Source organism: Streptomyces flaveus, assembly GCF_014647675.1.
Taxonomy (GTDB): domain Bacteria; phylum Actinomycetota; class Actinomycetes; order Streptomycetales; family Streptomycetaceae; genus Streptomyces; species Streptomyces flaveus.
In genome coordinates this window covers 103,536-128,727 of record NZ_BMPQ01000009.1, presented here as the reverse complement: position 1 = coordinate 128,727, position 25,192 = coordinate 103,536, and the positions used below count along the sequence as shown (strand labels likewise).

Annotated in this window: 22 protein-coding genes and 3 pseudogenes; 14 read left to right on the top strand and 11 right to left on the bottom strand. The window is 70.1% G+C overall.

Annotation, left to right across the window (positions count from 1 at the left end; translation table 11 throughout):
* Positions 1-40 precede the first annotated feature (40 nt).
* Complete coding sequence (locus IEZ21_RS20160; RefSeq protein WP_189323307.1) at positions 41-2,677, top strand: family 78 glycoside hydrolase catalytic domain; 2,637 nt, start codon at positions 41-43, stop codon at positions 2,675-2,677.
* A 9-nt stretch (positions 2,678-2,686) separates the two neighbouring features.
* On the opposite strand, the pseudogene IEZ21_RS20155 reads toward IEZ21_RS20160, so the two are convergent.
* Positions 2,687-2,773 (bottom strand): annotated as a pseudogene (locus IEZ21_RS20155) (3-ketoacyl-ACP reductase); the annotation flags it as partial.
* A 174-nt stretch (positions 2,774-2,947) separates the two neighbouring features.
* Between IEZ21_RS20155 and IEZ21_RS20150 the strand changes: the two are divergent.
* The 3 genes and pseudogenes from IEZ21_RS20150 to IEZ21_RS48830 all read left to right on the top strand — a co-directional run.
* Positions 2,948-3,646 (top strand): glycoside hydrolase family 3 protein, encoded by a 699-nt coding sequence (locus tag IEZ21_RS20150; protein ID WP_189323306.1) that lies wholly within the window; start codon positions 2,948-2,950, stop codon positions 3,644-3,646.
* Positions 3,630-3,911, top strand: a complete 282-nt coding sequence (locus tag IEZ21_RS20145; protein WP_189323305.1) for a fibronectin type III-like domain-contianing protein — start codon at positions 3,630-3,632, stop codon at positions 3,909-3,911. The genes IEZ21_RS20150 and IEZ21_RS20145 overlap by 17 nt, the downstream gene beginning before the upstream one ends.
* Before the next feature lie 53 nt (positions 3,912-3,964).
* A pseudogene (locus IEZ21_RS48830) lies at positions 3,965-4,549 on the top strand (SDR family NAD(P)-dependent oxidoreductase); the annotation flags it as partial.
* Positions 4,550-4,628: 79 nt separating this feature from the next.
* On the opposite strand, the gene IEZ21_RS48825 reads toward IEZ21_RS48830, so the two are convergent.
* The 3 genes from IEZ21_RS48825 to IEZ21_RS20125 form a co-directional block, all read right to left on the bottom strand.
* A complete protein-coding gene (locus tag IEZ21_RS48825) occupies positions 4,629-5,000 on the bottom strand; it encodes a transposase (protein WP_373302259.1) in 372 nt (123 codons plus the stop codon).
* A gap of 93 nt (positions 5,001-5,093) precedes the next feature.
* Positions 5,094-6,755, bottom strand: a complete 1,662-nt coding sequence (locus IEZ21_RS20130) for a GH35 family beta-galactosidase (protein ID WP_189323304.1) — start codon at positions 6,753-6,755, stop codon at positions 5,094-5,096.
* A gap of 61 nt (positions 6,756-6,816) precedes the next feature.
* Entirely contained in the window at positions 6,817-7,311 is a 495-nt protein-coding gene (locus tag IEZ21_RS20125) for a DUF4982 domain-containing protein (protein ID WP_246567943.1), read from the bottom strand.
* 404 nt (positions 7,312-7,715) lie between these two features.
* Here IEZ21_RS20125 and IEZ21_RS20120 point away from each other — a divergent pair, with 404 nt between their 5' ends.
* Entirely contained in the window at positions 7,716-8,339 is a 624-nt protein-coding gene (locus IEZ21_RS20120; protein ID WP_189323302.1) for a TetR/AcrR family transcriptional regulator, read from the top strand.
* Positions 8,340-8,468: 129 nt separating this feature from the next.
* Here the strand turns inward: IEZ21_RS20120 and IEZ21_RS20115 are convergent.
* Positions 8,469-8,956 (bottom strand): annotated as a pseudogene (locus IEZ21_RS20115) (transposase); the annotation flags it as partial.
* Positions 8,957-9,008: 52 nt separating this feature from the next.
* Between IEZ21_RS20115 and IEZ21_RS20110 the strand changes: the two are divergent.
* Positions 9,009-10,781 carry a family 43 glycosylhydrolase gene (locus tag IEZ21_RS20110; protein ID WP_189323301.1) on the top strand — a complete coding sequence of 591 codons (1,773 nt, stop codon included), beginning with the start codon at positions 9,009-9,011 and terminating at the stop codon, positions 10,779-10,781.
* 122 nt (positions 10,782-10,903) lie between these two features.
* Here IEZ21_RS20110 and IEZ21_RS20105 read toward each other — a convergent pair whose 3' ends face one another.
* Positions 10,904-11,287 (bottom strand): VOC family protein, encoded by a 384-nt coding sequence (locus IEZ21_RS20105; protein WP_189323300.1) that lies wholly within the window; start codon positions 11,285-11,287, stop codon positions 10,904-10,906.
* 268 nt (positions 11,288-11,555) lie between these two features.
* Here IEZ21_RS20105 and IEZ21_RS48455 point away from each other — a divergent pair, with 268 nt between their 5' ends.
* Positions 11,556-12,176: a helix-turn-helix transcriptional regulator gene (locus tag IEZ21_RS48455; protein ID WP_281399459.1), complete on the top strand. Its 621-nt coding sequence runs from the start codon at positions 11,556-11,558 to the stop codon at positions 12,174-12,176.
* A 19-nt stretch (positions 12,177-12,195) separates the two neighbouring features.
* Here IEZ21_RS48455 and IEZ21_RS20095 read toward each other — a convergent pair whose 3' ends face one another.
* The 4 genes from IEZ21_RS20095 to IEZ21_RS20080 all read right to left on the bottom strand — a co-directional run bounded on the left by IEZ21_RS20095 (position 12,196) and on the right by IEZ21_RS20080 (position 17,015).
* On the bottom strand, positions 12,196-12,921 hold the full coding sequence (locus tag IEZ21_RS20095; protein ID WP_189323298.1) for an SIR2 family NAD-dependent protein deacylase: 726 nt from the start codon (positions 12,919-12,921) through the stop codon (positions 12,196-12,198).
* A 52-nt stretch (positions 12,922-12,973) separates the two neighbouring features.
* Complete coding sequence (locus IEZ21_RS20090) at positions 12,974-15,241, bottom strand: protein kinase domain-containing protein (RefSeq protein ID WP_189323297.1); 2,268 nt, start codon at positions 15,239-15,241, stop codon at positions 12,974-12,976.
* Positions 15,242-15,409: 168 nt separating this feature from the next.
* On the bottom strand, positions 15,410-15,901 hold the full coding sequence (locus IEZ21_RS20085; RefSeq protein ID WP_189323296.1) for an NUDIX domain-containing protein: 492 nt from the start codon (positions 15,899-15,901) through the stop codon (positions 15,410-15,412).
* Positions 15,902-15,947: 46 nt separating this feature from the next.
* Positions 15,948-17,015, bottom strand: a complete 1,068-nt coding sequence (locus tag IEZ21_RS20080) for an ADP-ribosylglycohydrolase family protein (protein ID WP_189323295.1) — start codon at positions 17,013-17,015, stop codon at positions 15,948-15,950.
* 119 nt (positions 17,016-17,134) lie between these two features.
* Between IEZ21_RS20080 and IEZ21_RS20075 the strand changes: the two genes are divergently transcribed.
* On the top strand, positions 17,135-17,443 hold the full coding sequence (locus tag IEZ21_RS20075; protein WP_189323294.1) for a hypothetical protein: 309 nt from the start codon (positions 17,135-17,137) through the stop codon (positions 17,441-17,443).
* A gap of 129 nt (positions 17,444-17,572) precedes the next feature.
* Positions 17,573-18,739: a glycerate kinase gene (locus tag IEZ21_RS20070; RefSeq protein WP_189323293.1), complete on the top strand. Its 1,167-nt coding sequence runs from the start codon at positions 17,573-17,575 to the stop codon at positions 18,737-18,739.
* 122 nt (positions 18,740-18,861) lie between these two features.
* Here IEZ21_RS20070 and IEZ21_RS20065 read toward each other — a convergent pair whose 3' ends face one another.
* Positions 18,862-20,052: a PucR family transcriptional regulator gene (locus IEZ21_RS20065; protein ID WP_033320193.1), complete on the bottom strand. Its 1,191-nt coding sequence runs from the start codon at positions 20,050-20,052 to the stop codon at positions 18,862-18,864.
* Between the two features lie 180 nt (positions 20,053-20,232).
* Between IEZ21_RS20065 and IEZ21_RS20060 the strand changes: the two genes are divergently transcribed.
* From IEZ21_RS20060 to IEZ21_RS20040, 5 genes are read left to right on the top strand one after another with little or no spacing between them, the layout of a single operon-like run.
* A complete protein-coding gene (locus tag IEZ21_RS20060; RefSeq protein ID WP_189323292.1) occupies positions 20,233-21,048 on the top strand; it encodes an ABC transporter ATP-binding protein in 816 nt (271 codons plus the stop codon).
* The gene (locus IEZ21_RS20055; protein ID WP_189323291.1) at positions 21,045-21,857 is read left to right on the top strand and encodes an ABC transporter ATP-binding protein; all 813 of its coding nucleotides are present in this window, start codon (positions 21,045-21,047) and stop codon (positions 21,855-21,857) included. Before IEZ21_RS20060 ends, IEZ21_RS20055 begins: the two co-directional genes overlap by 4 nt.
* On the top strand, positions 21,854-22,744 hold the full coding sequence (locus IEZ21_RS20050; RefSeq protein ID WP_033320195.1) for a branched-chain amino acid ABC transporter permease: 891 nt from the start codon (positions 21,854-21,856) through the stop codon (positions 22,742-22,744). The genes IEZ21_RS20055 and IEZ21_RS20050 overlap by 4 nt, the downstream gene beginning before the upstream one ends.
* On the top strand, positions 22,737-23,867 hold the full coding sequence (locus IEZ21_RS20045; protein WP_246567942.1) for a branched-chain amino acid ABC transporter permease: 1,131 nt from the start codon (positions 22,737-22,739) through the stop codon (positions 23,865-23,867). Before IEZ21_RS20050 ends, IEZ21_RS20045 begins: the two co-directional genes overlap by 8 nt.
* Positions 23,864-25,135, top strand: coding sequence for an ABC transporter substrate-binding protein (locus tag IEZ21_RS20040; protein ID WP_189323290.1), 1,272 nt, complete (start codon positions 23,864-23,866; stop codon positions 25,133-25,135). Before IEZ21_RS20045 ends, IEZ21_RS20040 begins: the two co-directional genes overlap by 4 nt.
* The last annotated feature ends 57 nt before the right edge of the window (positions 25,136-25,192 follow it).

Below are 25,192 nucleotides of genomic sequence, written 5' to 3'. Positions count from 1 at the left end.
GACGCGCCCTGCACACCTCAATCCTCGGAGCACTGCTTTCATGGTCAGCTCAGTGCCTTATGCGTTGTCGATCGACTTCGGTGGCGACCGGTTCCCGGTGTCCGGGCCGCGGCCGCGGCTGTCGTGGAAGCCGCCCGCGGAGGTGCCCCCGGGCGCCGGCTATGACGTGGAAATCCTGATCGGCGACGGCGTGCGGGAAGTCGCCCGCACCCGGGAACACCGGTGGGTCGCGTGGCCGGTTCGGCCGCTGCGCAGCGGCGAACAGGCGCGCTGGCGGGTCCGGACGGGCACGTCGCCGTGGAGCGAGTGGCACGCCTTCGAGGCCGGGCTGTTCGACGAGGACTGGACCGCCCGGTGGATTTCTCCGGCCGAAGTCGGGGATACCGAGCCCGGAGCCCGGCCCGCGCAGATCCTGCGCGGCTCGTTCACCGTGCCCGAGGGGGTGACCCGCGCCCGCCTCTACGCGACGGCGCTGGGCGTCTACGAGGCGTTCGTCAACGGCGAGCGCGCCGGAACCGCCGAACTCACGCCCGGCTCGACCTCCTACGACCGCACCCTCTACGCGCAGGCGTCGGACGTCACCGCGGCGGTGCGGCCCGGGGCGAACACGATCGAGATCGTCCTGTCGGACGGCTGGTTCCGCGGCCAGGTCGGCGCCTTCCGCGAACCCGCGGACTGGGGGCCCCGCCTCGGCGCCCGGCTCGAGCTCCACCTGGCTTTCGCCGACGGCTCGACCCGCGTCGCCGGCACCGACGAGCACTGGACCGGCGGCCCCGGCCGGATCACCCGCGCCGACCTGATGGCCGGGCAGACCACCGACTTCCTCGCCCCGCGGGGCCCGGAACGCCCGGTGCTCCTCGACGCGGTCACCGCCCCGCCGATCGGCTGGTCGCCCGGCCCGCCGGTGCGGCGCGTCGAACGCCGGCCGCCCGTGTCGGTCACGCAGCTGCCCACCGGCGCCTGGATCGCCGACTTCGGCCAGAACGCCTCGGGCTGGGTCACCCTCACCGACCTCGGCCCGGCGGGCACCAGGACCGTGCTCGACTACGGCGAGCACCTCGACCCTGCGGGCGATCTCACGACGTCGCACCTGGACGCGGCCCGCCCGGGCGAGCCGCCGGTCCCGTTCGTCCAGCGGGACGAGGTGGTCTCCTCGGGCGCGCCGGGTGAGGTCTTCGAGCCGCGGCACACCGTGCACGGCTGCCGGTACGCGCGGCTCGAGCGCGGTGGCGTGCCGCTCGACCCGGCGGGCATCGTCATGCAGGTCGTGCACACGGACCTGCGTCCCACCGGGACTTTCGCCTGCGGCGACGAGGACCTCAACCGGCTGCACGAGGCGGCCGGCTGGAGCTTCCGCGGCAACGCCGTCGACGTGCCCACCGACTGCCCGCACCGGGAGCGGCTGGGCTGGACGGGCGATTACCAGGTCTTCGCCCCGACCGCGGTGCGGCTCTACGACGTCGCCGGGTTCACGCGCAAGTGGCTGCGCTCGGTCCGGGACGACCAGCTGCCCGACGGCCGCATCGCGAACTTCTCCCCGGACGGGCACCGCATCAAGGAGCACCCCGACGTCCTGTTCGCGATGATGACGGGCTCGTCCGGCTGGGGCGACGCCATCGCGCTCGTACCGTGGCTGCTGTACGAGACGTATGGCGACCGCGAGGCATTGGCCGAGAACTGGGACGCCATGGTCCGCTGGGTCGAATGGGCACTGGCGACGGCACGGACTTCGCGGCACCCGTCGCGGGTGGAGCGGTCGGCCGAGCCGTTGCCCCACGAGGAATTCCTCTGGGACGGCTCATTCCACTGGGGTGAATGGATCGAGCCGAAGGCGCGCGCGGAGGACGGCTCGCTCATCGACCCGGTGCAGGCCGACCCGGCCGGCTGGTTCACCGCCGACAAGGGGGAGGTAGGGACGGCCTACCTGGCCCGGTCGACGGCCACGCTGGCCGCGACCGCGCAGGTCCTCGGCCGGACCGAGGACGCGGCCCGCTACACGGAACTGGCGGACCGGGTGAAGGACGCGTGGCGCACCGAATTCCTCGACGACAGCGGGCGCACCGCCGCCGACACGCAGGCGAGCTACGTCCGGGCGCTCCACTTCGGACTCGTGCCCGGCGACCTGCGCACGGCGGCCGCGGCGCGGCTGGTCGAACTGGTCCGGGAAGCGGGCACGCACCTGGGCACCGGGCTCCTGTCGACGGCCGACCTGCTGCCCGTGCTCGCCGACCACGGCCACGCCGGCGTCGCCTACGAGGTGCTGTTCCAGCGCACCTACCCGTCGTGGCTCGGCATGCTCGACCGCGGCGCGACGACGATCTGGGAAGACTGGGACGGCGTCGACGCCGACGGCACCGCGCACGCGTCGCTCAACCACTACAGCAAGGGCGCGGTCGTCCGGTTCCTGCACACCCACACCCTCGGCCTGCGGCAGGCCGAGGGCTCGGTGGCGTGGGAGTCGTTCGTCGTCGCGCCGGTGCCCCACGCCTTGATCACGTGGGCACGCGGGACGTTCGACGGTCCGCAGGGGCTCATCGCGGTCGAGTGGCACGTCGAGGGGGAGGAGCTGCTGATCATCCTCGACGTGCCGCCCGGGTCGAGGGCGACCGTCGTCTTCCCCGGCGGCGAGGAGGTCACCGCCGGGGAAGGCCGGTTCGCGGACCGGCGGAAGCTGTGACGCCGTCCCTCAGACGGCCGACCAGCCGTCGTCGACCGGCAGCACGACCCCGTTGATGTCGCCGGCGGCGGGGGAGGCGAGGAAGGCAGCACCCTGGTCGAGGAGGTACGCCGGGGCGCGGTGGACGAGCGTGCCGTGGATGTCTGCGTCCGCCGGGTGCTGCGGGCCAAGTTCGACTGCTGCGGCTCGCCTCTCGCGTCGGAGCGCTGAAGGGCTACGAGCCACAGGAGGTCGCCCCCGTGACGGACACGGAGGTCGCCGCTCTGCTGCGTGAGGCCGCTGCGGCCGGCACCGTCCTGCTGCGCAACGAGGGCGATCTGCTGCCCCTCGACACCGGGTGCCGACCGTCGCGTCGCTGTCATCGGCCCCAGCGCGCGCGAAGGCCGCACTCAGGGCGGTGGCAGCGCCTTCGTGAACGCGCCCTACACCGTTGCGCCACTGAGCGGGCTGACCTCTGCGCTCGCCGCGCACGGCGTCGACGTGGTCCACACGCCGAGCGTGTACGGGCCCGGCCAAGTGATGGTGGTGAAGAAAGAGCAGCTCACCGAACCGGTCGCCGGCAAGAGCGGGGCTCGCGTGCGCTTTCTCGGCGCGTCCGGGGACGAGGTGTACAGCGAAGTGCGCACCGACGGGCCGCTGTTGTACATCGGTGCGCCCCAACTCGCCGACACCTACGCGGTCGAGGTCACCTGCCGCTGCCTGCCGGCCAGGGACGAGCTGGTCCGGGCGGTCGTGGCGGCCAACTCGAACACGGCCGTCGTCATCAACTCGGGTGCTCCTGTGCTCACCGCGTGCACCGACGGTGCGCGTGCGCTGCTGGTGAGCTGGCGACATCGGCTACCGCGCCTGGCTGCGCTCCGGGGCTCGACCGGCTCACTGGTTCGGCGCGGGACAGGGCTACATCACGTGGCGTTACACCGCTCCTTGCGGGGACGCGCGGATCCGCGTCGAGGTGGCCAACGTCGGTGATCGGCCGGGCCGCGAGGTCGTGCAGGTGTATCTCAGCCGACGCGAGTCGCAACTGGCCCGTCCGCCGCGCTGGTTCGCGGGCAGCGCCATCGTTCACGCCTCCCCTGGCGAGACCGTGAGCGCGCACATCACCGTTCCCAGACGGCTGTTCGCCAACTGGTCGGCCGAAGATCACGACTGGCGGGTCGAGGCCGGTTTCTTCACGGTGCACGCGGCCCGCCACGCGGACGCATCAGTCCTGACGGTGGGCGTCCAGCCCAACTGATCTGCCCACATCCCCAACCCCGCACATTCCATGGTGGAAGGAACCGACACAGCATGAAGATCGTCAAGGGACAGGTCGCTGTCATCACGGGTGGCGCCAGCGGCATCGGGTACGGCCTGGCCGAGGCGCTCGCGGCCCGCGGCGTACGCATCGTCCTCTCCGACGTCCGTGAGGACGGCCTGAACGAGGCCGTCGCGCGGCTGGGCGCCGGCGACGTGGACGCCATCGGTGTCGTCGCCGACGTAACCGACGCAGCCTCTGTCGACCGGCTCGCCGACCAGACAATCGACGCCTACGGCCGCGTGGACCTCGTCTGCAACAACGCGGGCGTCGTATCGCCCGCCGCGCCGATGTGGGAGCAGGAACTCACCACGTGGCGCCGCATGATCGACATCAAGGTGATGGGGGTCATCCACGGCGTACGCAGCTTTGCTCCCCACCTGATCGACCAGGGCAGCGGCCACATCCTCAACACCGCCTCGTCCGGCGGTCTGGCTCCCCTGCCTGACCGCACCCCTTACACGGGCACGATGCACGCGGTGGTCGGTCTCACCGAGACCCTCGACGCCGAACTGCGACGCGCGGCTCGGAAGGTGGGCGCAACCGTGCTCTGCCCCGGCCTGGTCGACACCCCCCTGGGCCAGAACTCGGCGACGCTCGGTGTCGCCGCGCTTCCACCCGGCGTTGACGGCTCAACCATGAAGGGCCTGCCCGGGGTCATGTCCGCGAGGGCGGTCGCCGAGGCCGCCCTTGCCGCCATCGAGGCCGACCGCGTGCACTCCGCCCCCGGAAGCGGCGTCGCCGACCGGGCTCGTGCCCGGGTCGGGGGGCTACTGGCCGACCTCGCACCTCCAGCTCGCGGACCTTCTTGCGCAGAGCGGCGTTCTCCGCCTCCAACGGCATCGGCGGCTCGGTCGGAGCTTCCGCCCGGCGTCCCCGCGGCCGACTCGCACCGGCTGCCCGGACCCAGTTCCGCAAGGTCTCGGGATTGATCCCCAGATCTGCAGCGACCTGCCGGATCGTCGCCTCGGGCCGCGACTGGTACAGCGCGACCGCGTCCGCCTTGAACTGCGGCGCATAGTTCTTCACGACCACGAGATGTCCGTTCTCAGATCCCCAGGATCCAATGTCTCGTGTGTCCAGGATCAAGGGTCAAGGCCCATCGGGGACGGCCTTGTCCGCTCAGTAGGTGTAAAGACGGACGCGGACGATCCCGGTGGAGGTCAGCGGGAGAGGGATCGGGAAGAAGGCCGGCTGGGAAGCGTCAAGGCTGTGCAGCCGCACTGAGGCGCCCGACGAGGTCTCGTCGCCGCCCAGTCGGCGGGTGACGGTCCATCGGCCGTCGAAGTCCAGTTCCTCGACGGACAGGATGCCGACCCTGGCGTCCTGAGCTGCCGTGAATCTCGTCGTGAATCCGCGGCCCACCAGGAGGAACTGGTCCCGTTCCTCCTGCAGGACCAGCCCGTAGGCGGGACCGCCGGACTGCCTGAACGGACCTGGGGCGTCGAAGGCCAGGGTGTACGGGTCGGCCGAGTGCCGGGTAGTGGGGCGCTCGTGGTCGAGCATGAATCCCGTGACTCTCCTCGCTCCGGCGCGGGTGCGGTCGGTCGCCGCGGTCAGCAGGCGGTAGGCGTCGGCGAGGGCCACGCCGTCCGGGGTGTCGCCAGGCAGGGAGTCGACGCCGAACGGGGCGACGCCGAGCGCGCCGTACTCGCCGATTGCCGTGAACATCAGGCCGATGCCCGCCGGGCTGCGGCGCATTTCGGGGATGAAGAGCCGACCGGTCGCCTGGGTGTAGTCGCGGCAGATCGCGTTGGTGTCGCCGAAGTAGATGTCCGGGGCCAGGAAGTCGAGTGTGGGGGCGGCGGTCTGCCAGATCGGGGCGACGCGTGGGAGCGGTCCGCCGCTGGGGTAGGTGCCGGGCTGCTGGCCGCCGGCGAGGGCGACGGTGCCGGCTGTCTCGGGCGCGGTGTCCTGCGGGGGTTGCTCGCGGCTCAGGCCTGTGGGCAGGTCCAGTTCCAGTGGGGCGTCGAGCCAGGCGTTGACGTACAGCGGCACGTCGTTGGCCTTCCGCCCGGCAGAGGCGACGTGCTCGATGTAGGCGGCGTAGGCGTGGGCCATGAACGCCTCGTCGGCGTTGGGCCCCTGGCCGAGTAGCTCGGGCCAGCTCCCCTCGCGGCGCGATCCCGCCGCGAGCCAGTCCTGGTGCACCGGCATGTGGCCAGACCGTGCGATGGCTTCGACGACGGCAGGCGGGACCGTGGAGTGGAATGCCTTCTCGGCCAGCGGGCTGCGATCGCGGGAGTCGCCGAGGAGTCCCACCTCATTCTCCACCTGGACCATTACCGCGGTCTGTTGCTGGTCGACGTCCCGCAGGTGGTCCATGAGCGCGTGGAAGGCGCGGGCATCGGCATCGCGTGACTCGGCGGCGAACGGTGACAGGTGTTCGATCCGGCCGCTCGTCGTGGTGTGAGCCCGGGGGAAGCGGTCGGTGTCCTGCTTGACCCATGCCGGGACGTACGAGGACATGGCGTTCTTCCACGATCCGAACCACAGCGGCACCAGTTTCAGGCCGCGCTCACGGGCCGCGGTGATCATGCTATCGAGCAGGGCGGTGTCGAAGGTTCCCTCCGACGGCTCCCACAGGTCCCAGGCCACGGGCGCGAGGACCGTGTTCGCGCCCAGAGCGCTGACCTTGTCGAAGGCCGTGCTGATGGCCTGCGGGGTACTGGAGCTGGAGTTGTGTACTTCGGCGCCGAGGAGAACGAAGGGAGCACCGTCGATGAGCAGGTCCAGCCCTTCCAGTCGCACTCGGGTGGGCTGTCCGGGGATAGCTGCAGTCATGGACTTTCTCTCAGTCGGTGGACTCGGAGCGGGGCATCGGGGTCGGCCATGGAGTGCTCGCTCATGTGGCTGTGACAGTGGTCTGGGCCACGTCGCAGCCCGGCGCCGTAGCGGTGATCCAGATCTCGCCGACGCCGGTGGGGCGTATGACCGCGATCGCGCGCCCCTGGTAGGTGCGGCGGTCCTTGGCGTCGCAGCGCTCTTGGGTGCAGGGATCCGCGCTGCCGAACGCCAGCAGGGTGCCGGCGCCGGTGACTTCGAGGTTCACCATCCGGTCGGCGGCAGCATGGAGGGTGCCGTCCGCGTCGGTCAGGGCGAGGGTGACATAGACGAGGTCGCCGCTGTGCGCGGTGGCCGTCGGCCGGTCGGCCTCGGCGCGCAACCGGACCGGACCGGTGGCGGATCGCAACGAGATGCGGCCGACCGGTTCGCCGCCGCGGTAGGCGATGGCTTCCAGTTCGCCCGGCTGGTAGGCGGTCTCGAAGGCGGTGCGGAAGCGGTGCCCCTCACCCTTGGGGCGGGCCTGCCAGTTGTCGTCGAATGCGGAGCGGAGCACGGGATCCTCTTTGTTCGACAATCCGACGCCGGTCCATTCGCCACCGCGTCGACGGGGGTTGAGAGGGCCCCTGGCCGACAGCGGCGCGCCCTCGTCGTAACGGTGGTCGTGAGCGACGGCCTCGCCGCCGGGCTGGACGCCGAGCGTGCGTTCTTCGCCAGCCCCCGGTTGCATGGTGTTGTCGCCCTCCACCCATTGGCTCGCCGTGGCGGACCCCCAAGGAGTTCGGGCTGGATCGTGGTCACAAGGTCTCCATGGGACGGGTATGAGCCGACGCCTGGGGGCACACGCGGGTTGCGACGTCGGTACCGGATGGATGCGCCAACCGTAGCCGCGCCTACGCCTAAAATAGAAGTGTGATTCCAAATTGAGACAGGTGCTGGGACCGGCCCTATGCTCGACCTGTGACAAAGCAGACGAAGACAGCGAGCATCGGGGCCCGCGGCCCCCGGGGGGCCTACGCGAAGACCGCCGAGGTGCGGCAGAAGATCCTCGACGCCTGCATCGAGGCGTTCGGGGCCGGAGGATTCCACGGCGCCACCATGAAAGAGATCGCAGAGCGAGCCGGCATCAGCCAGACCGGACTGCTGCACCACTTCGACAGCAAGGCGGAACTGCTGGTCGAGGTGCTCGCCGCACACGAACGGGAGACGGCCGCGATCGTCCGGGAAGCCGACGACCTGGACGTACTGCAGACTCAACTGCGAGTCGCGCACGCCAATGAGACCCGACCAGGGCTGATTCAGCTGCACAGCATCATCTCGAGTGAGGCCACGGTCAGCGAGCATCCCGCGCACGAGTTGTACCGGGCCCGCTACGACAGCCTGCGCCTCCACCTGACCCGGATCTTTGCAGAGTTGCGCGGTCGCGGACGCCTGAAGGTGGACACGAAGCCGGACGTCCTCGCGAACCTGCTCGTCGCCGTCTTCGATGGACTCCAGATCCAGTGGCTGTACAACCCAGGCGCGGTGGACATATCGACAGGCATCGAGGCCTTCATCGCAGGGGTGGTTGACGACGTGGCCTGAGAGCTTCCACACGACTTGAGCCGTGTGCTAGCGTCCAAAACAATCTCGAAATACGAACCTAACTTAAGGATTGAGGCGGTCGGTTCGCCGATCACGCACGCGCAGTCAAGGAGAACCTGAATGATCGTGTCAACCCGCCTGCGTGGCTGGCGGGGCGGAGGTGAACCGCCTCTTGGCACGCAGCATTGCCAGAGCACTTTCGCGCGGCGACGGGCGAGCGAGACGATCGCCTGGGTGCGGATCATCCCGTCGGCTTGCTTCTTGAGGTAGTACTGCGCGGACCTGTAGAACAGCCGGCGCAGACGGTGGTTGTAGCGTTCAGGCCGGTGATGGTTGCCGGTGGAGCGACCGGAGTCGCGGGGCACGGGGGCCAAAACCGCGTGCGAGGCCAGGCAGCCGGCATCACGGTAGCCGGACAGATCGCCGACGATGGTGACGAACTCGGCGCCCAGAATGGGGCCCATGCCGAGCACCGACTCGATGTTCTCGGCTCGGTCATCCGTGCGGAGGATGTCGCGGATCTCTCGGTCGTTGTCCTTGATCCGTTCATCCAACGCCAGGAGCAGGTGGGCCGGGTCGAGTACCGGCTTCTGGGCCCGGGCCTCCCGAGACACAACTGATCAGCCCGGCAGCCGAGTTGAAGAAACCGACCGACAGGACGATGCCCCGATGACCTCTGCTGAACGCGTGATCTGTAATCCGCTCGATCTTGCCTACCGTTACCAGGACATCCGTTTCTCTGGCACGGTCAATGGCATGAAGCTCGGTGAGCCGCGGCGAAGCGTGCATCGGGAGGCAGCGGATCCGTCCATCGTGTTGTACCGGGGCCGCTACTACATGTTCGTGTCGATGTCCGGAGGGTTCTGGCACTCTGAGGACCTCGTGCGGTGGGAGTACCGCGCGACATCCAAGCTGCCGGCCCTTGACTACGCGCCGGATGTCCGGGAGATCGACGGAGCGCTCTACATCAGCGCGTCCCGCAAGGAGGACAACTGTCCTTTCTTCCGGAGCACCGATCCCTTGTCTGATGACTTCGTCGAGGTCACGCCCGGTACCTTCCCCTTCTGGGATCCGAACCTGTTCCAGGACACCGACAACTCCGTGTACCTCTACTGGGGATGTGACAACAAGACGCCCCTCTACGGAGTCCGGCTCTCGGACACCTTCAGCCCGATCGGCGACCCGTCGCCTCTGATCAGGTCCGATGTCTCTGCTCACGGCTGGGAGCAACTCGGCGAGGACTACGTTGTCGTACCGCCGCAGACGGAGCGGGAGAAACGCGTCGCCCTGGTCGTGGGTACTGACCCGTACATCGAAGGTCCGTGGATGACCGAGCATGAAGGGACGTATTATCTGCAGTACGCAGCGCCCGGCACACAGCTGAACACCTATGCCGACGGGTATTACACGGCCACCTCCCCCCTGGGGCCCTTTGAGTACTCGCTTGACAGCCCTTTCTCCTCCAAACCGGGAGGGTTCATCACCGGAGCAGGACACGGCAGCACTTTCCAGGATCGTCATGGAAACTGGTGGCATGCGGCGACCATGCGCATCTCGGTGAATGACGTGTTCGAGCGACGCATCGGCATTTTCCCTGCAGGCTTCGACGACGACGGTGTGCTGTTCTGCAACCAGAACTTTGCTGACTTCCCGTTGGTGGTCCCGGACGGACCGTTCGATCCGTGGACGCCTCCCGCCTGGATGCTGCTCTCGTACAAGGCGGATGTCGTCGCTTCGTCCTCGGCGTCCGGTCACGACCCGGCGTCGGCCGTTGACGAAAACGTCCGCACTTGGTGGGCGGCCGCCAGCCGCGAACCGGGCGAGTCTCTGACCGTCGACCTGGGCGTGTGCAAGACCGTGCACTCCTTGCAGATCAATCTGGCAGATCATGAGTTGAGCGGCGTCGCACCCCAGGCTTCCGAAGGAGCCGACATGGGTCATTCTTGGCGGGGCATCTTTCCAAGCCATCAGTCGGCGGAGATCGTGGTCGAGATCTCGAAGGACGGTCAGGAGTGGACCGTCGTGCGGGACTCCCGGAGCGCGGGTGGCGATGCTCCGCACGCCTTCATCGTCCTTGACGCGCCGCAGCAGACACGGTTCGTTCGGGTGACCAGCGGCCGACTGCCGTTCGATGGTGTCTTCGCCATCAGCGGTGTGCGGGTCTTCGGGGCGGGCGACGGCGACGCTCCGTGCCCAGTCCGCGCTCGGGCCTCCCGTGTGGATGACCGCACCGCCAGGATCGAGTGGGACGCTGTCGCGGGAGCCATCGGCTATAACATCCGCTACGGCCGACACCCGGAAAAGCTTTATCACAGCTGGCTGGTGTACGAGCGAACGGCACTCGACTTGCGGTCACTGAACGCGGGCGCGGAGTATTGGGTCGCCGTTGACGCGTTCGGCGAATCCGGTGTCGCATCCGGCGAGAGTGTGTCTGTGAAGTAGGTGGAACGCCGGCCCCGCCCTGAACGCCGAAATGACCACCGGCGCAGGCATGTTCCGCGCCTAGTACTCCAGCCGCAGTTGCTGTGACCGGTGGTCGGGCTGTTCGTTGAGCTGGGCTGAGGTCACGAGGACAATGCTGCCCGCTCGGATTCGGCCAGCAGTATGCAGAACTCGTTGCCTTCCGGGTCGGCGAGAATCACCCAGCCCCAGCCGTCGGGCTTGCGGTGATCGGCGACCAGGGAGGCGCCCAGCTTCAGCAGCCGCTCGACCTCTGCGTCCCGTGAGGTATCCGGGCGCAGGCACAGATGGAGCCTGTTCTTGGCCGACTTCGGCTCTGGAACCTCGTTGAAGTGCAAGGCCGGGCCGCCGGGCAGCATGATCTCCGTCTCGTCGTCACCCGGTTCGTCCTCGGGATCCAGCGGGTGTCCGGTCACATCGCTCCAGAACCGCGCCAGTCGGTAGGCGTTTGCACAGTCGATCGCTATGTTCGTCACTGTTGAAGGCATGCGCGCGATCATGTCGGAGCGGCGCCCCGCCCGCCACCGGAATATGGCCGCACCCGCGGCCTGCAGCCGAGATTACGGGGGTCTATGGCCTCGGCGGCGGTAGTGGCTGAGACGGGCGCGGTGCTGATGGCGTCGCCAGCGTGACCAGTGCAGGATGTGACCGGCTTCGTGCCGGACGGCGTGAGCGAATCTGGTCAGCAGGCTGCGGCGGCCATGGCCAGGGTGATGTGCCGGTCAGGTTCGCCCGGCGAACCGGTCATGTGAAAGCGTGGGCTCCCTCCGTCCCCCGCCTCAACCGCCTTCCCTGGGACCTGTTGCTGCACACCAATATGGGAGCCCATCCCATTGCCGCTCAATACGCCATGTCGTCCGACCGGAGCCCCCTCGCCATCGAGGACGTGGCCGGACCCGGCTTCTGGCGCCGCACTTCCACGTATCAGACGATGCACACGCTCTTCGACGTCGACGACCAGCTCGCTCTGCCATTACGTGCCCCTGCCGACGCCATCCGTTCCTTCCTCATCTGTCGGCTTCCGGGAAGAAAGTCACCGAGCACGACCGCGCGTATGCAAGGCAGATCCAACCTCTGCTCATACGGATCGACAGACACCTGAGGGCGCTGCAACGCCTGAACGACCGGGCAAACTCAGGGACTTCCACGAATGACGAACACGGCCCCCGGCAGCGCGCCACCGAATACGGCATCACGCCCCGCGAATTGACCGTGCTGTCGCTACTCGCGGAAGGTCTCACCGCGGCATCCATCGCCCAGCGACTCTCCATTTCCGTCCGCATCGTCAACACCCATCTGGAACACCTCTATCGCAAACTCGGCACCAGTAACCGGCTCACCACCGTGCTGGTCGCCCGCGAAGCGGCACTCGTCTGACCGGAGGCCAGGGTGGCGATCAACCGGCGATCTTGCGCAGCAGCTCCGGCAGCGCCGTCCCGATCGGCTCCCGTACGACCTCGTCGGCCTGGTCGTCGTACGGTGTCGGCTCGGCGTTGACGATGACCAGCCGCGCCCCGTGCTCGGCGGCCAGACCGGCGAGCCCGGCGGCGGGCTGGACCTGGAGGCTGGTGCCGACGGCGATGAACACCTGGCAGGCCTTGGTGATGGCGATCGCCTCGCCGAGGACCGCGGGGTCGAGCCGCTCGCCGAACATCACCGTCGCCGACTTCAGGATCCCGCCGCACTCCAGGCACGGCGGATCCTCCTCGCCCGCCGCGACCCGAGCAAGGGCGTCCTCCATCGGGGCCGTCGCCTGACAGCCCGTACACACCACGGTCCGTGCGGTGCCGTGCAGTTCGAGCACCTTGCGGGCCGGCATCCCGGCCAGCTGATGCAGCCCGTCCACGTTCTGCGTGATCACCCGCACCGGCACCCCGGCCCGCTCCAGCTCGGCCACCGCCCGGTGCGCGGCGTTCGGCTCGGCCTTGAGCGTCCGGTTCTTCCGCCGCATCTGCCACGACCGGCGCCGGATCTCCGGATCCCCCATGTAGTACTCGTACGTCACGAGTTTCTGCGCCTCCGGATCCCGCTGCCACAGCCCGTTGGGGCCGCGGTAGTCGGGGATGCCGGAGTCGGTGCTGATACCGGCCCCGCTGAGAATCGAGACGAGAGGCTTGTTCATGAGCCGAGGGTAAGGACCCCCGTCCGATCCGAGCCAACGGATATCGCGTCCGTCAGGGAGTCGGCACCCCGTACGTCCGGTCGTAATGGTGGGCCACCAGGTGCCCGGCGCCGTCGGTGGCGAGCTGCCAGTCGTGGACGCCGGTCTCCAGGCCGTCGGTGAAGTTCCACAGGAGCTTGCCCCGAGCGGCGTCGATCGCGTAGAAGCCGTTGCCGTTCTGGAAGGCCGGGACGTAGACCTCACGGGGGCCGACGACGATCGGGTGGTCGGTGTTGAGGCGTGGGGTCGGGCAGAACCAGCGCTTGTTGCCGTTCGCCGCGTTGAAGGCGTACACGCCGGAGGGGGCCGTTCCGGTGGCGTAGACCGTGTTGCCGGCGGCGCCGAGGGAGGCGAACTGGCCACGTTCGGCGCGCACATTCCAGCGGGTCCGCCCGGTGGCGAGGTGGAGCGCCATGAGTTCCCGGCCGACGGCGAAGACCGTTCGGTCCAGCACCGCCAGAGCCGGCCGGAGGTCGTAGCCGACGGGATGCCTCCACCGAACACCGCTGCCGTCGGTGGTGCTCCGGGCCGTCACATTGCGAAATCCGTCGGCGTAGATGAAATTTCCGGGGAAGACGACCGGTTCCAGCGGGATCCCCACGTCCTCGGGGCTGATGGGCGTGATGACGGCCCGGCCGGCATCGAGGTCGATGCCGAAGACCGTGTTCGTGGACGTCGCCACACCCTGCTCATCGGACTCGCGCTGGAGTCGGAGACCGAAGACGGTGACGACACGGTCACTGGTCTTGCCGAACAGTGTGTCGAACCGGAAATCCGCTCCGAAGTCGTACGTGAAACGCTCCGTGCCCTTGTCCGGATCGACACCGATCACCGTCGCGCCCTCGCCCAGTGCGACCGCGGCGTCGCTGGCGAAAACGACCGGGGTGGGCGACTGGCTGATGCCCCGGTAGACCCACTTGGGCCGTGTTCCGTCCTTGAGGTCGAGGGCGACCAGATTGCCGGGGCGGGTCTTCACCAGCGCCGTCCCACCCTTGAACACGGCCGGTGCCTGAAGCAGCGGATCGCTGCGGTACGTCCAGAGCGGCCGCGGAGCAGGGCCGAGCGGTTCCACGGACTGTTTGTCCGCCTTGTCTCCCCGGGTGATCAGCAGAGCGGTGGTGACGACGGCGGCGGTGGTGCCCGCCGACGCGGCGAGAATCGCGCGCCGGGAGAGGCCACGTCGTGAAGGGGCCTGGCGATGCACGGGGGAGGCGGAGGGTTCCGGTCCGCGGGGCCCGGGGATGGCGGGCACCTCGGACACATGGCCGGAGTCGTAGGAGCGGCCTGCCGGCGGCGTAGAGGGCGCCCCGTACCGGCCGTACGCGCGCGGAGCCGGGCCGCCCCGGACGGCGGAGACCGGGACCCGGTCGCGCGATCGGGTGCGCGACGGGGTGTCGAGAGCCCTCAAGGCCGCCGTACGGCGGGCGATCGACGACGCCACCGGCGCGGGCAGCCAACCGTGCTCCAGCGTCTGCTCCACTCCGCCGGGCGCACAGGCCGCGTACAGCCGGTCCGCACTGATCCGAAGATGCGGATCCTTGGGGAGACACAGGCTGATGATCTCGTCCAACGGCTTGGGTACGCCCGTCAGGTCGGGCGCGTCGTGCACCACCTGGTAGAGAAGGGTGGCCGCCGCGGAGCCGATGAACGGGGCGTGACCGGAAGCGGCGTACGTGAGCACCGAACCGAGGGAGAAGACGTCCCCGGCCGGCCCGGTCGGAGCGCCGGTGGCCTGCTCGGGACACATGTACTCGAGGGACCCGAAGATGGTTCCGGCGTTGGTGAGGTCATAGCCGTCGTTCGCCCGGACGATGCCGAAGTCGATGACGCGCGGACCGTCGGCGGCGAGCAGCACATTGGACGGTTTGAGGTCGCGGTGCACCAGTCCCGCGGAGTGCACGTCGAGCAGCGCCTGAGCGGCGCAGGCTCCCAGGACCAGCACCGACGGCACCGGCAACGGTCCGTGCTCGGCGACCGCCTCTTCCAGGGTCGGACCGGGTATGTAGGGGGTGGCCAGCCAGGGCGTCGCGGCCTCCGGATCGGCGTCCACCAAAGGCACCGTGTATCTGCCGCCGACCGCCTGCGCCGCCGCCACCTCCCGACGGAAGCGGATACGGAAGGTCCGGTCCGCGAGCTTCTCGGGGCGGATGACCTTGACCGCGACCGCGCGTCCGTGCGAGGAGGCGGCCAGATAGACCTGGCCCATACCCCCTGCGCCGAGCCGCGCCAGGAGGCGGTAGGGACCTAGCTCCTCGGGATCCTCTGGGCCCAGTGGTTCCATGACCTCAGCTGCCTGTTCTCGGGGCATGCGCAGGGGTGCCCCAGCTCTGGGACGAGGTGCGCGGAGCAGGATCGCCCGTGCGCACTTGAAAGTTAGAATAGGGGTTGGAGTGACAATTGGGGACCATTTTCAGGTAGTTGGTTGGCCGAAACGGTTCGTATACGTCGGTCAGGCCACCCGGTGACCGTTCTCCAGCTCGGCCGTCCCCGAGCCCTCGGCGAGGGAGTCGAGTGCGGCCAGTACTCGCCGCCCCAGGGCACCCGGAAGGTATTCGCCGAGTTCCTCGCGCGATACGAGACGCCAGGACAGCAGCTCCTCCTCCTGGAGGCGGATCGCCTTGAACTGGTCCTCGCGCAGAACACCACCGTCGTACAGATACGCCACGATCGGCGGGCGCCCGGCACCCGGTACCCAGTCCACCGCGAGCAGCCGGCCGACCTCCAGGTCCAGGCCGATCTCCTCCACGGTCTCCCGGCGGGCACCCTGCCGCGGAGTCTCGCCCGCGTCGGACTCGACGGTTCCGCCGGGCAGCGCCCACCCCTCGCGGTAGTTGGGCTCGACGAGCAGCACGCGGCCCTCGGCGTCGCGGAGGAGCAGGGCGGCGCCGGCGAGGACCCGGGGGAGACCGGCGATGTACGTGGCGTAGTCAGGAGTGGTCATTGGGGAAGCGTAACGAGGGCACGCCGCGAGGCTGAGCCGCGAATCGTCACGGCTCCGTTTTCGCCAACCGCACCGTCCGCCGGGCCAGTTCGCTGATCCGTACGCCGTCGAAGCCGAACACCGCGCTGCGGACCGTGTCCTCCAGTGGGTCCTTCCACTGGGGCGGGATCGCGGTGGCGCCGCCCAGGACGCCGGCGACCGAGCCCGCGGTGGCGCCGTTCGAGTCCGTGTCGAGGCCGCCTCGTACGGTCAGGGCGATGGTGCGGGTGAAGTCCCCGTCGCCGTACAGGAGTCCGGCTGTCAGGACCGCGGCGTTCGGGATGGTGTGGATCCAGCCGAGGCCGGACGTCTCCTCGGCGAGGGTGCTGAGCGTCTCCTCCCAGGACAACCGGGACTCGTGGAGCGAGAGCACACGGCGTACGGTGCGGGACAGACGGCTGCTCGCCGGGATCACCGTCAGCGCGGTCTCAAGGGCGGCGCGCACGGTCGGCGCGGTGAACGCGGCGGCCACCAGCGCCGCCGCCCACATCGCCCCGTACACGCCGTTGCCGGTGTGCGACAGGACGGCGTCGCGACGCGCGAGGGAGGCCGCGCGGCGCGGTTCGCCCGGACTGGTCCAGCCGTAGATGTCGGCGCGGATGAGGGCGCCGATCCACTCCTGGTAGGGGTTGTCGTACGTCGCGGTCAGCGGCGGTTTCAGACCGTCCGCGAGGTTCCGGTACGCGGCGCGCTCCGCCGTGAACGTCTGCAGATACGGCAGCCGCAGCAGCCACAGCTCGCCGACCTGCTCCGTACTGAAGCCGAAGCCGTACGTCTCCAGAAGATCCAGGCCGAGGATCGCGTAGTCCACGTCGTCGTCCCGGCAGCTGCCGTGGATCCGGCCGCGTACGCACTCACGCCACTCGGGGCGCAGCTCCAGCTCGACGCCCGGCTCGACGGGCTCGGGCAGATAGTCGGTGAGCGGCAGGGCGTCGGCCTGCCGCAGATAGCGGTCGATGCGGTCCCGCGTCCAGTGGTCGCCCCGCTCGACCGGTTTGCCGAGCATGTTGCCCGCGATCCGGCCCAGCCAGCCCCCGAGAACGCGGTCCGCGACGTCAACACCGACAAGGGTCATACGTCCGGTCTACCGAATTCCTGTCCGTCCTGCCTGGTTTATGGCCATTCCCGCCCCGTGCCACATGAGAGTCTCGTCGGGTTTTATTCGTATTGCGGGTTTGGAGTTCCATGCGTTCCATGCGTTCCGTGCGTTCCGTCCAGTCCATGCGTCAGTCCCTGCGTCCCACTCATTCCGTGGGGCCGAAGAGCCGTACGGCCGTCCTGGCGGTCGCCGCCGCTGTCGCCGCCCTGTCCGCCGCCGCGGCGGCCCCCGCCCACGCCGCGCCCGGCGATCCGCTGGTCACGACCGGGGACGTCGGCAACGTCCGGATGGGCGACGCCGACACCTTCGAGGACGTGCTGGAGCACATCAGCATCCCGTTCGGCGGCAGCGGGACACTGACGCACCAGATGTACGACTCCCCGGGCGCCGCGACGGCTGAGTGACCGGCGTTCACCGAGGCGCTGTCCAGGGTGCGGGATTCGGCCTGGGCAGCGCCCGCCCCAGCCGGTTAGGGTCACAGCGGCGCGACTGCCTTGACATGCGCAAGGCCCGGAGAACAAGGGGAGTATCAGGTGGCGGACGCTGCAGTGAACCGGACCCGGGGCCGTACCCAGCGGGTGCTCATCGCCGCGGACAAGTTCAAGGGCTCGCTCACGGCCGTGGAGGTCGCGCAACGGGTGACGGCCGGGCTGCACCGGGTCGCGCCACGCGTCGAGGTCGAGGCACTGCCGGTGGCCGACGGTGGCGACGGCACGGTCGACGCCGCGGTCGCGGCCGGGTTCGAGCGGCGTGAGGTACGGGTCGCCGGACCGCTCGGGGACGAGGTCACCGCCGCGTACGCGCTGCGCGGCGACACGGCGGTCGTGGAGATGGCCGAGGCCAGCGGCTTGCAGCGGCTGCCGCTCGGCGTCCTCGCTCCGCTCACCGCGTCCACGTACGGGTCCGGAGAGCTGCTGCGGGCCGCCCTGGACGCCGGGGCGCGGACGATCGTCTTCGGGGTGGGCGGCAGCGCCACCACGGACGGGGGCGCGGGGATGCTGGCCGCGCTCGGGGCTCGCTTCCTGGACGAGAAAGGGGAGCCGCTGCCTCCCGGCGGCGGGCCCCTGCGGGACCTCGCCACGGCCGATCTGTCCGGGCTCGATCCCCGTCTCGGCTCGGTCGACGTCGTCCTCGCGAGCGACGTGGACAATCCACTGACCGGGCCGAAGGGCGCGGCCGCGGTGTACGGCCCGCAGAAGGGGGCGTCTCCGGACGACGTGGCGGCCCTGGATGCTTCCCTCGCGCATTACTCCGCGGTTCTGGAGAAGACGATCGGGGACAGGGCCGCGGAGTACGCCGTGGCGCCCGGTGCGGGGGCCGCAGGCGGTATCGGGTACGGGGCTCTTGTGGGCCTCGGCGCGAGCTTCCGGCCCGGGATCGAGGTGATGCTCGACGTCCTCGGCTTCGCCACCGCCCTGGAACGGGCCACGCTCGTCATCACCGGTGAGGGCTCCCTCGACGAGCAGACCCTCCACGGCAAGGCTCCCGCCGGGGTCGCCGCCGTCGCTCGCGCCGCCGACAAGGAGGTCATCGCGGTCTGCGGCCGCCTCGCCCTTCCTCCGGAGGCCCTCGGCCGGGCGGGCATCCGCCGGGCGTACCCCCTGACGGACGTGGAGCCCGACGTGGCGCGCTGCATCGCCGAGGCGGGTCCGCTTCTGGAGGACGTGGGGGAGCGGATCGCACGGGACTTCCTGATCTGAGGCCTGGCGCCCGAGGAAACGGGTGTGGGCCCGAGCCGAAACCGGCTCGGGCCCACACCCGTGTGTCTGTCCCGCCCCTGCTCTCGGCTTCGCTCGAGCAGGGGCGGCGAGGGCGAAAAAGTTCACCGGCCCGACAACCGGTACGCGTCCAACGCCAACGTCATCTCGATCAGATCCCGAGGCCGCGCCAGCGACCTCGATGTCAGCTGTTCCAGGCGGCGCAGGCGGTTGAAGACCGTGTTGCGGTGGCAGTAGAGGCGCCCGGCGGCACGCCCGGCGGATCCCTCGCAGGACAGCCAGACGTCCAGCGTCTCCAACAGCACCGCCTGATCGCCCGGTTCGAGCTCGAGGAGGGTTCCGAACACGTCGGAGACGAGGCGCCCGGCCAACTCGGGCTGGCTCACCACGAGCGCCGTCGGCATCCGCTGATCGAGCCGGACGACCTCCGTCGCGTCCGGCGGACAGGTGCGGAAGGCCAGTTCGGCAAGGCGCCGGGCCCGGCCGAGTTCGGCGAGACCGGCCACGACGGGGCTGATCCCGCCCGGACCGGAGCAGCGGCCGCCGAGCGCCCTCTCGACCTCATCGAGCCCCTGCCCGTCGGCGAGGGCCACCACCCCGACCTCACAATCCGCCCGCATCCGCCAGACGAACCGGACTCCGTCACCCCGCACGGGCCGCAGAACCGACTCCCGCCGCTGTGAACGCAGCACCACCACGGCGTACGGCCCACGCTCCGGCAGATCCAGCCCGGCCGCCGCCCGTGCGGCGAGCCCCGGCGCCTCCTGCCCCTCCAGCAGCGCGTCGAGCAGCGCCTGAAGCTGCTCGTCCGTACGCCGCCGCAGCTCCATCTCCGTCGCCCGGTACGCCTCGGAGGCCACCGCCGCCTGCGCGTCCACCGCCGACCACATCATCGTCGCGGACCGCATCAGCGCCGCGAGCCGCTCGGGCTCCCGACCGGCCGCCCCCTCCATCAACGCGTCCCACACCAGATAGCCCGCGCTGCGGTACGCGTGCACAAGGAGCTCCAGCGGCAACCCCTGCTGGGCACGCCGGCGTCCCGCCTCCTCCGCGTACTCCAGGTCGCGGCGCGGCGAGTCCCGGGGCGCGGAGATCGTCTCGATGCCGATCCGCATCGCCTCCTCCGCCTCCCGCCACTGCTGGTCGTAGGGCAGGAACCGCTCGTAGAGGGGGGAGTACTCGGCGAGCTGCCGCATGTGCTCGTCCACGAGTTCCGGTACCCGTTCGAGCAGCGCCGTACAGGACTCGGCGAGCAGCTTCCAGTCATGCCCGGTACGCCTTCTGCGCGCTCCCATGGCCGGAGGATGCCACCGGAGTGCCGCCCCGCACAGGCCCCTGACACGCGGTGTTGTGCCCGCGCACAACGCGGGGCCGTGCCCGCTGGTCACCCGCAGCGATTCGATCGCGCCCCGTGGACGGGCGCCCGCCCTGGTGCTGTGGTGAGCGCCACACCGAGCGACGACAGGGGGAATGGCATGGGCGGTTCCGGGCTGGTCGTACGGGACCTGTCGGTCGGATACGGCCCCGTACGCGCACTGCGTCAGGTGTCCCTGGAGGTGCCGGAGGGAGCCGTGGTCACCGTGCTCGGCGGCAACGGCGCGGGCAAGTCGACGCTGCTGCGGGCCGTGTGCCGCACCCTGTCCTTCCACGGCGGCGCCGTCACCGGCGGCACCGTGAGCCTCGGCGGCCGACGGCTCGACAGGCTGTCGCCGGACCGCGTGGTCGCGGCCGGGGTGTCCCAGATCCCCGAAGGACGGCGGGTGTTCGCCCGGATGACCGTCGCCGACAACCTGCGCGCCGGAGCGCTCGGCGCCACCGGAGGCCGCGCGCAGCGGGCCGCCGCCCTCCATCGCGTCCACGAACTGTTCCCCGTCCTGGCCGTTCGCGCCCAGCAGCGTGCCGGGCTCCTGTCGGGTGGTGAACAGCAGATGCTCGCGGTCGGCCGGGCCCTGATGGCGACGCCCGGGGTGCTGCTCCTCGACGAACCGTCACTCGGCCTCGCTCCGATGATGGCCGAGCGGATCGCCGACACCGTACGGGAGATCAACGCCCAGGGCACCTCGATCCTGCTCGTCGAACAGAACGCCGCCCTCGCGCTGCGGCTCGCCTCACGCGCGTACGTCCTGGAGGTCGGCGAAGTGACGCTGTCCGGCCCGGCTCGGCAACTGGCCGCCTCGGACGAGGTGCGCCGCCGCTACCTCGGAGTGGTCGACGAGGACGCGGCGGCCGACGCCTCACGGGCCACGGCCACGCTGCCGTCGCTGTCCCGGTGGGAGGGGGACGCCGAGTGACGCCCACGACGGACGTTCCCCCGCTCCAGGTACGCGAGTTGACCGTACGCTTCGCCGGGCTGACCGCCCTGGACGCGGTGAGCTTCACGGCACGGCCCGGTACCGTCCACGCCCTCATCGGCCCGAACGGCGCCGGCAAGTCCACCTGCTTCAACGTGCTGTCCGGCGTCTACCGGGCCACCGGGGGGAGCGTCCGCTTCGGCGAGCACGAGCTGACCGGCATGCCCGCGCACCGCATCGCCGATCTCGGCGTCGCCCGCATCTTCCAGAACCTCGCGCTGCCACCGCTGGCCACGGTCGAGGACAGCCTGCTGCTGGGCCGCCACCGGCTGACCCGAACCGGCTTCCTGGCGGCGGGACTTCGGCTGCCCTCCGCCGCGCGCGAGGACCGCCGCCACCGCGCACGCGTCCGGGAGATCGCCGAGTTCGTGGGCCTCGCGCCCTACCTCGACCGTCCCGCAGGTTCCCTCCCGTACGGGCAGCGCAAGCTCGCCGAACTGGCCCGTGCCCTGTGCATGGAGCCCCGGCTGCTGCTCCTGGACGAGCCGGTCGCGGGCATGACCGCCGACGAACGGCGCCGGACCTCCGCCGTGATCGCGGGAGTCCGCGACAGCCTCGGCATCTCGATCGTCCTGGTGGAACACGACATGGGGGTGGTGATGCGGCTCGCGGACGCGGTGACCGTGCTCGACTTCGGCCGCCTGATCGCGGACGGCGCCCCCGGCGACGTACAGAGCGATCCGGCGGTCGTACGCGCGTACCTCGGCGAGAACCACGGCCAGAACCACGGCGAGGAGGGGACCGAGTGAGCACCTTCGCCGAACTCCTCCTCAACGGCGTCTCTCTGGGCTCCGTCTACGCCCTCATCGCGCTCGGCTTCGTGGTCATCTTCCGGGCCACCGAGGTCGTCAACTTCGCGCACGCGTCACTGCTGCTGGCCGGCGGATACGTGACCGCGACCCTCCACGACGACATCGGCTTCTGGCCCGCGCTGCTCGCCGGGATCGCGGGCGCCGCGCTGGTCGGGGCCGCCGTGGAGTTCCTGGTGATGCGCCGCTACCGGGGTGCCGACCACAGTGTCCTCGCCATCGTCACGATCGGCGTGGACATCCTGCTCACCACCGAGCTGACCCGCCGCATCGGTACGGATGTCCTGGCACTCGGCGACCCCTGGGGGGACGCCGTGCTCACGGTCGGGCCGATCTCGCTCGCCCACACCCGCATCGCCGCCTTCGTCGCCGCGGCCCTGCTCATCACCGCCTTCCTGCTCGCCTTCCGGTACACCACCTGGGGCGTCGCGATGCGCGCCGCGGCCGAGAGCGCGGAGACGGCGGCGCTGATGGGCGTACGGCTGGGCAGGGTCTCGCTCGGCGCCTGGGCCGTCGCGGGCGGTCTCGCGGCCGTCGCGGCGCTCTTCCTGACCGTCTTCCCGACACCCGGCCTGGAGAGAGCCACCTCGCTCGCCGCCCTCAAGGCCTTTCCCGCCGCCATCCTCGGTGGCCTCGACTCCACCACCGGCGCGCTTGTCGGCGGTCTGCTCGTGGGCGTCACCGAGTCCCTGGCCACCGGTTACCAGAGCGATCTGACCTTCCTGGGGCGGGGGTTGGGCGATCTGGCCCCCTATCTCGTCATGACCGCGATCCTGCTCATCCGGCCCGCGGGGCTGTTCGGTACGAAGGAGCTCGCCCGTGTCTGAGGTCCTGGCCACTCCCGGCGAGGCGAGCGGCACGCCCCGGCCCACCCGCCGCCGGCCCGCCTGGCTCACCCGCACCCGTACGTACGTCTGGACCGCCTGTGCCGTGCTCCTGCTCGCCCTGCCGTTCTACCTGGACCGCTTCTGGCTCCAGGCCGGCCTCTTCGCGATGGCCGCCGCGATCGGCGCGATCGGGATCAACCTCCTCACCGGTTCCACGGGGCAGCTCTCCCTGGGCCACGCCTTCTTCCTCGCCGTCGGCGCCTACGGCTACTGCGTGTTCGCCGCGGACGGGGGCGGGGGCGACGGGCTGACCGGTCTCGGGCTGCCGACCTGGATCGCAGCCGTGCTCGCCGTGCTGGTCGCCGGCGTGGCGGGTGGCCTCTTCAGCCCGATCGCGGGCCGGCTGCAGGGCGCGTACCTCGGAATAGCGACGCTCGCGCTGATCTTCATCGGCCAGCACGTGCTGTTCAACGCCCGCGACCTCACCGGCGGCTTCAACGGCCGCGACGTACCGCCCCTGAGTCTGTTCGGCCTCACCTTCGACGACCGCGAACTCGTCGTGGCCGACGTGCCGTTCGGGTCCGCGGAGAAGCTCTGGTACGCGGGACTCGTGCTGCTCCTCGGCTGCGCGCTGTTCGCCCGCGGGGTGCTGCGCGGGCGCCCGGGACGGGCCATGAACGCGATCCGCGACCACCGTATCGCCGCCGGGGTCATCGGCGTGCCCGTCGCCCGCTACCGGGCCGCCGTCTTCGTCCTGTCATCGATGTACGCGGGACTCGCGGGCGTCCTGCTCGCCCTGGTCTTCCAGCGAACGGTGCCGGACTACTTCGGTATCACCCTGTCGCTCGAATACCTCGCCATGATCGTCATCGGCGGGCTCGGTTCGGTGTCGGGGGCGGTGCTCGGGGCGGCCTTCGTGTCGCTGCTGCCGCAGCTGCTGACCCGCTACAGCGACGCGCTGCCCCTGGTCTCCGCCCCGGGCACGGGCGGGATCGCACCGGGCGAGGCATCCCGGTACCTCTACGGCGCCGCCGTCGTCGCGGTGGTGCTCTTCCTGCCCGGCGGCCTGGTCAGGGTGACCGCCGGGCACCGTGCACGGACCCATCCAGGGGAGGAACGATGAGGACGACATACGCGGCCAGGGCGGTCGCCGGCGCGCTCGCGGCGCTGCTCGTGCTGGCCGGGTGCAGCTCCAAGGCCCAGGACGACGACGGCGACAAGGGGGACGGCGCGGCCGCCGGCGAGGTGAAGACGGGCGACGGCATCTCCGGCAAGACCATCAAGCTGGGCGTCCTCACCGACATGACCGGTGTCTACGCCACCCTCGGCAAGAGCGTCACCCAGGCCCAGCAGCTCTATGTGAAGCAACTCAACGCCGACGGAGGCGTCTGCGGATACAAGGTCGCGCTCAGCATCCGCGACCACGGCTACGACCCGCAGAAGGCCGTCGCCGGGTACACGGAGCTGGAGCCGGACGTGCTCGGCTTCGCCCAGTTCATCGGCTCCCCGTTCGTCGCCGCCGTCAAGCAGCGCATCGACGGGCAGGACAAGGGACTGGTGCTGCCACAGGCGTGGTCGGCCTCGCTGCTCGGCAGCCCGTACATCCGGGTCATCGGATCCACGTACGACATCGAGACGATCAACGCCGTCGACTTCCTGATCAAGGAGAAGGGCATCAAGAAGGGCGACAGGATCGGCCACGTGTACTTCGAGGGGGACTACGGAGAGAGCGCGCTGGTCGGCTCGAAGCACATGGCGAAGGAGTCCGGGCTCGCCGTCGTCGAGCAGAAGATCAAGCCGACCGACAACGACATGACCGCGCAGGTCGCGGCCCTGAAGAAGGCCGACGTGAAGGCGGTCGTGATCAGCGCGGGCCCGCGGCAGGCGGCCTCGCTCGTCGGCGTTGCCGCGGCCGGCGGTTTCGACGTCCCGATCATCGGTAACAACTCGGCCTTCGCCCCGCAGCTCCTCGCCACCCAGGCGGGTCCGGCCCTCACCAAGAACTACTACGTGGCGTCGCCCTCACTGCCCATCGGCGCGGACACCCCTGAGGCCAGGAAGCTCGTGGCCGACTACAAGGCCGCGTACCCGAAGGACGCGCTCGACAACGGCGTGGTCGCGGGCTGGACGGCCGCCTACGCCTTCGGAGAGGCCCTCAAAAAGGCCTGCGCGAGCAAGGACCTCACACGCGCCGGCGTCGACAAGGCCCTCCTGACGATCGACTCCCTCGACACCGGCTTCGGCATCCCACAGGATTTCACCGACCCGAACGCTCCGTCCTCCAAGCAGAGCGTCATCCTCCAGCCGGACAAGAGCGTGACGGGCGGCATGAAGGTCGTACGGGACGCAGAGGCTTCCGAGGTGGCGGAGGCGTACGCGCCGGGCGCCTGAGGCTTGCCGTCCGACCCGTCGTCCCGGCATGTCGTGACCGGTACGTGAAAGAGGGCC

What these genes read in the sequence shown, in the direction of transcription:
- IEZ21_RS20160 (WP_189323307.1), top strand. Translation starts at nt 41, where the DNA reads ATGGTCAGCTCAGTGCCTTATGCGTTGTCGATCGACTTCGGTGGCGAC.
- IEZ21_RS20130 (WP_189323304.1), bottom strand. Translation starts at nt 6,755, where the DNA reads ATGACTGCAGCTATCCCCGGACAGCCCACCCGAGTGCGACTGGAAGGG.
- IEZ21_RS20110 (WP_189323301.1), top strand. Translation starts at nt 9,009, where the DNA reads ATGACCTCTGCTGAACGCGTGATCTGTAATCCGCTCGATCTTGCCTAC.
- IEZ21_RS20105 (WP_189323300.1), bottom strand. Translation starts at nt 11,287, where the DNA reads ATGCCTTCAACAGTGACGAACATAGCGATCGACTGTGCAAACGCCTAC.
- IEZ21_RS20095 (WP_189323298.1), bottom strand. Translation starts at nt 12,921, where the DNA reads ATGAACAAGCCTCTCGTCTCGATTCTCAGCGGGGCCGGTATCAGCACC.
- IEZ21_RS20090 (WP_189323297.1), bottom strand. Translation starts at nt 15,241, where the DNA reads ATGGAACCACTGGGCCCAGAGGATCCCGAGGAGCTAGGTCCCTACCGC.
- IEZ21_RS20085 (WP_189323296.1), bottom strand. Translation starts at nt 15,901, where the DNA reads ATGACCACTCCTGACTACGCCACGTACATCGCCGGTCTCCCCCGGGTC.
- IEZ21_RS20080 (WP_189323295.1), bottom strand. Translation starts at nt 17,015, where the DNA reads ATGACCCTTGTCGGTGTTGACGTCGCGGACCGCGTTCTCGGGGGCTGG.
- IEZ21_RS20075 (WP_189323294.1), top strand. Translation starts at nt 17,135, where the DNA reads ATGCGTTCCGTGCGTTCCGTCCAGTCCATGCGTCAGTCCCTGCGTCCC.
- IEZ21_RS20065 (WP_033320193.1), bottom strand. Translation starts at nt 20,052, where the DNA reads ATGGGAGCGCGCAGAAGGCGTACCGGGCATGACTGGAAGCTGCTCGCC.
- IEZ21_RS20060 (WP_189323292.1), top strand. Translation starts at nt 20,233, where the DNA reads ATGGGCGGTTCCGGGCTGGTCGTACGGGACCTGTCGGTCGGATACGGC.
- IEZ21_RS20040 (WP_189323290.1), top strand. Translation starts at nt 23,864, where the DNA reads ATGAGGACGACATACGCGGCCAGGGCGGTCGCCGGCGCGCTCGCGGCG.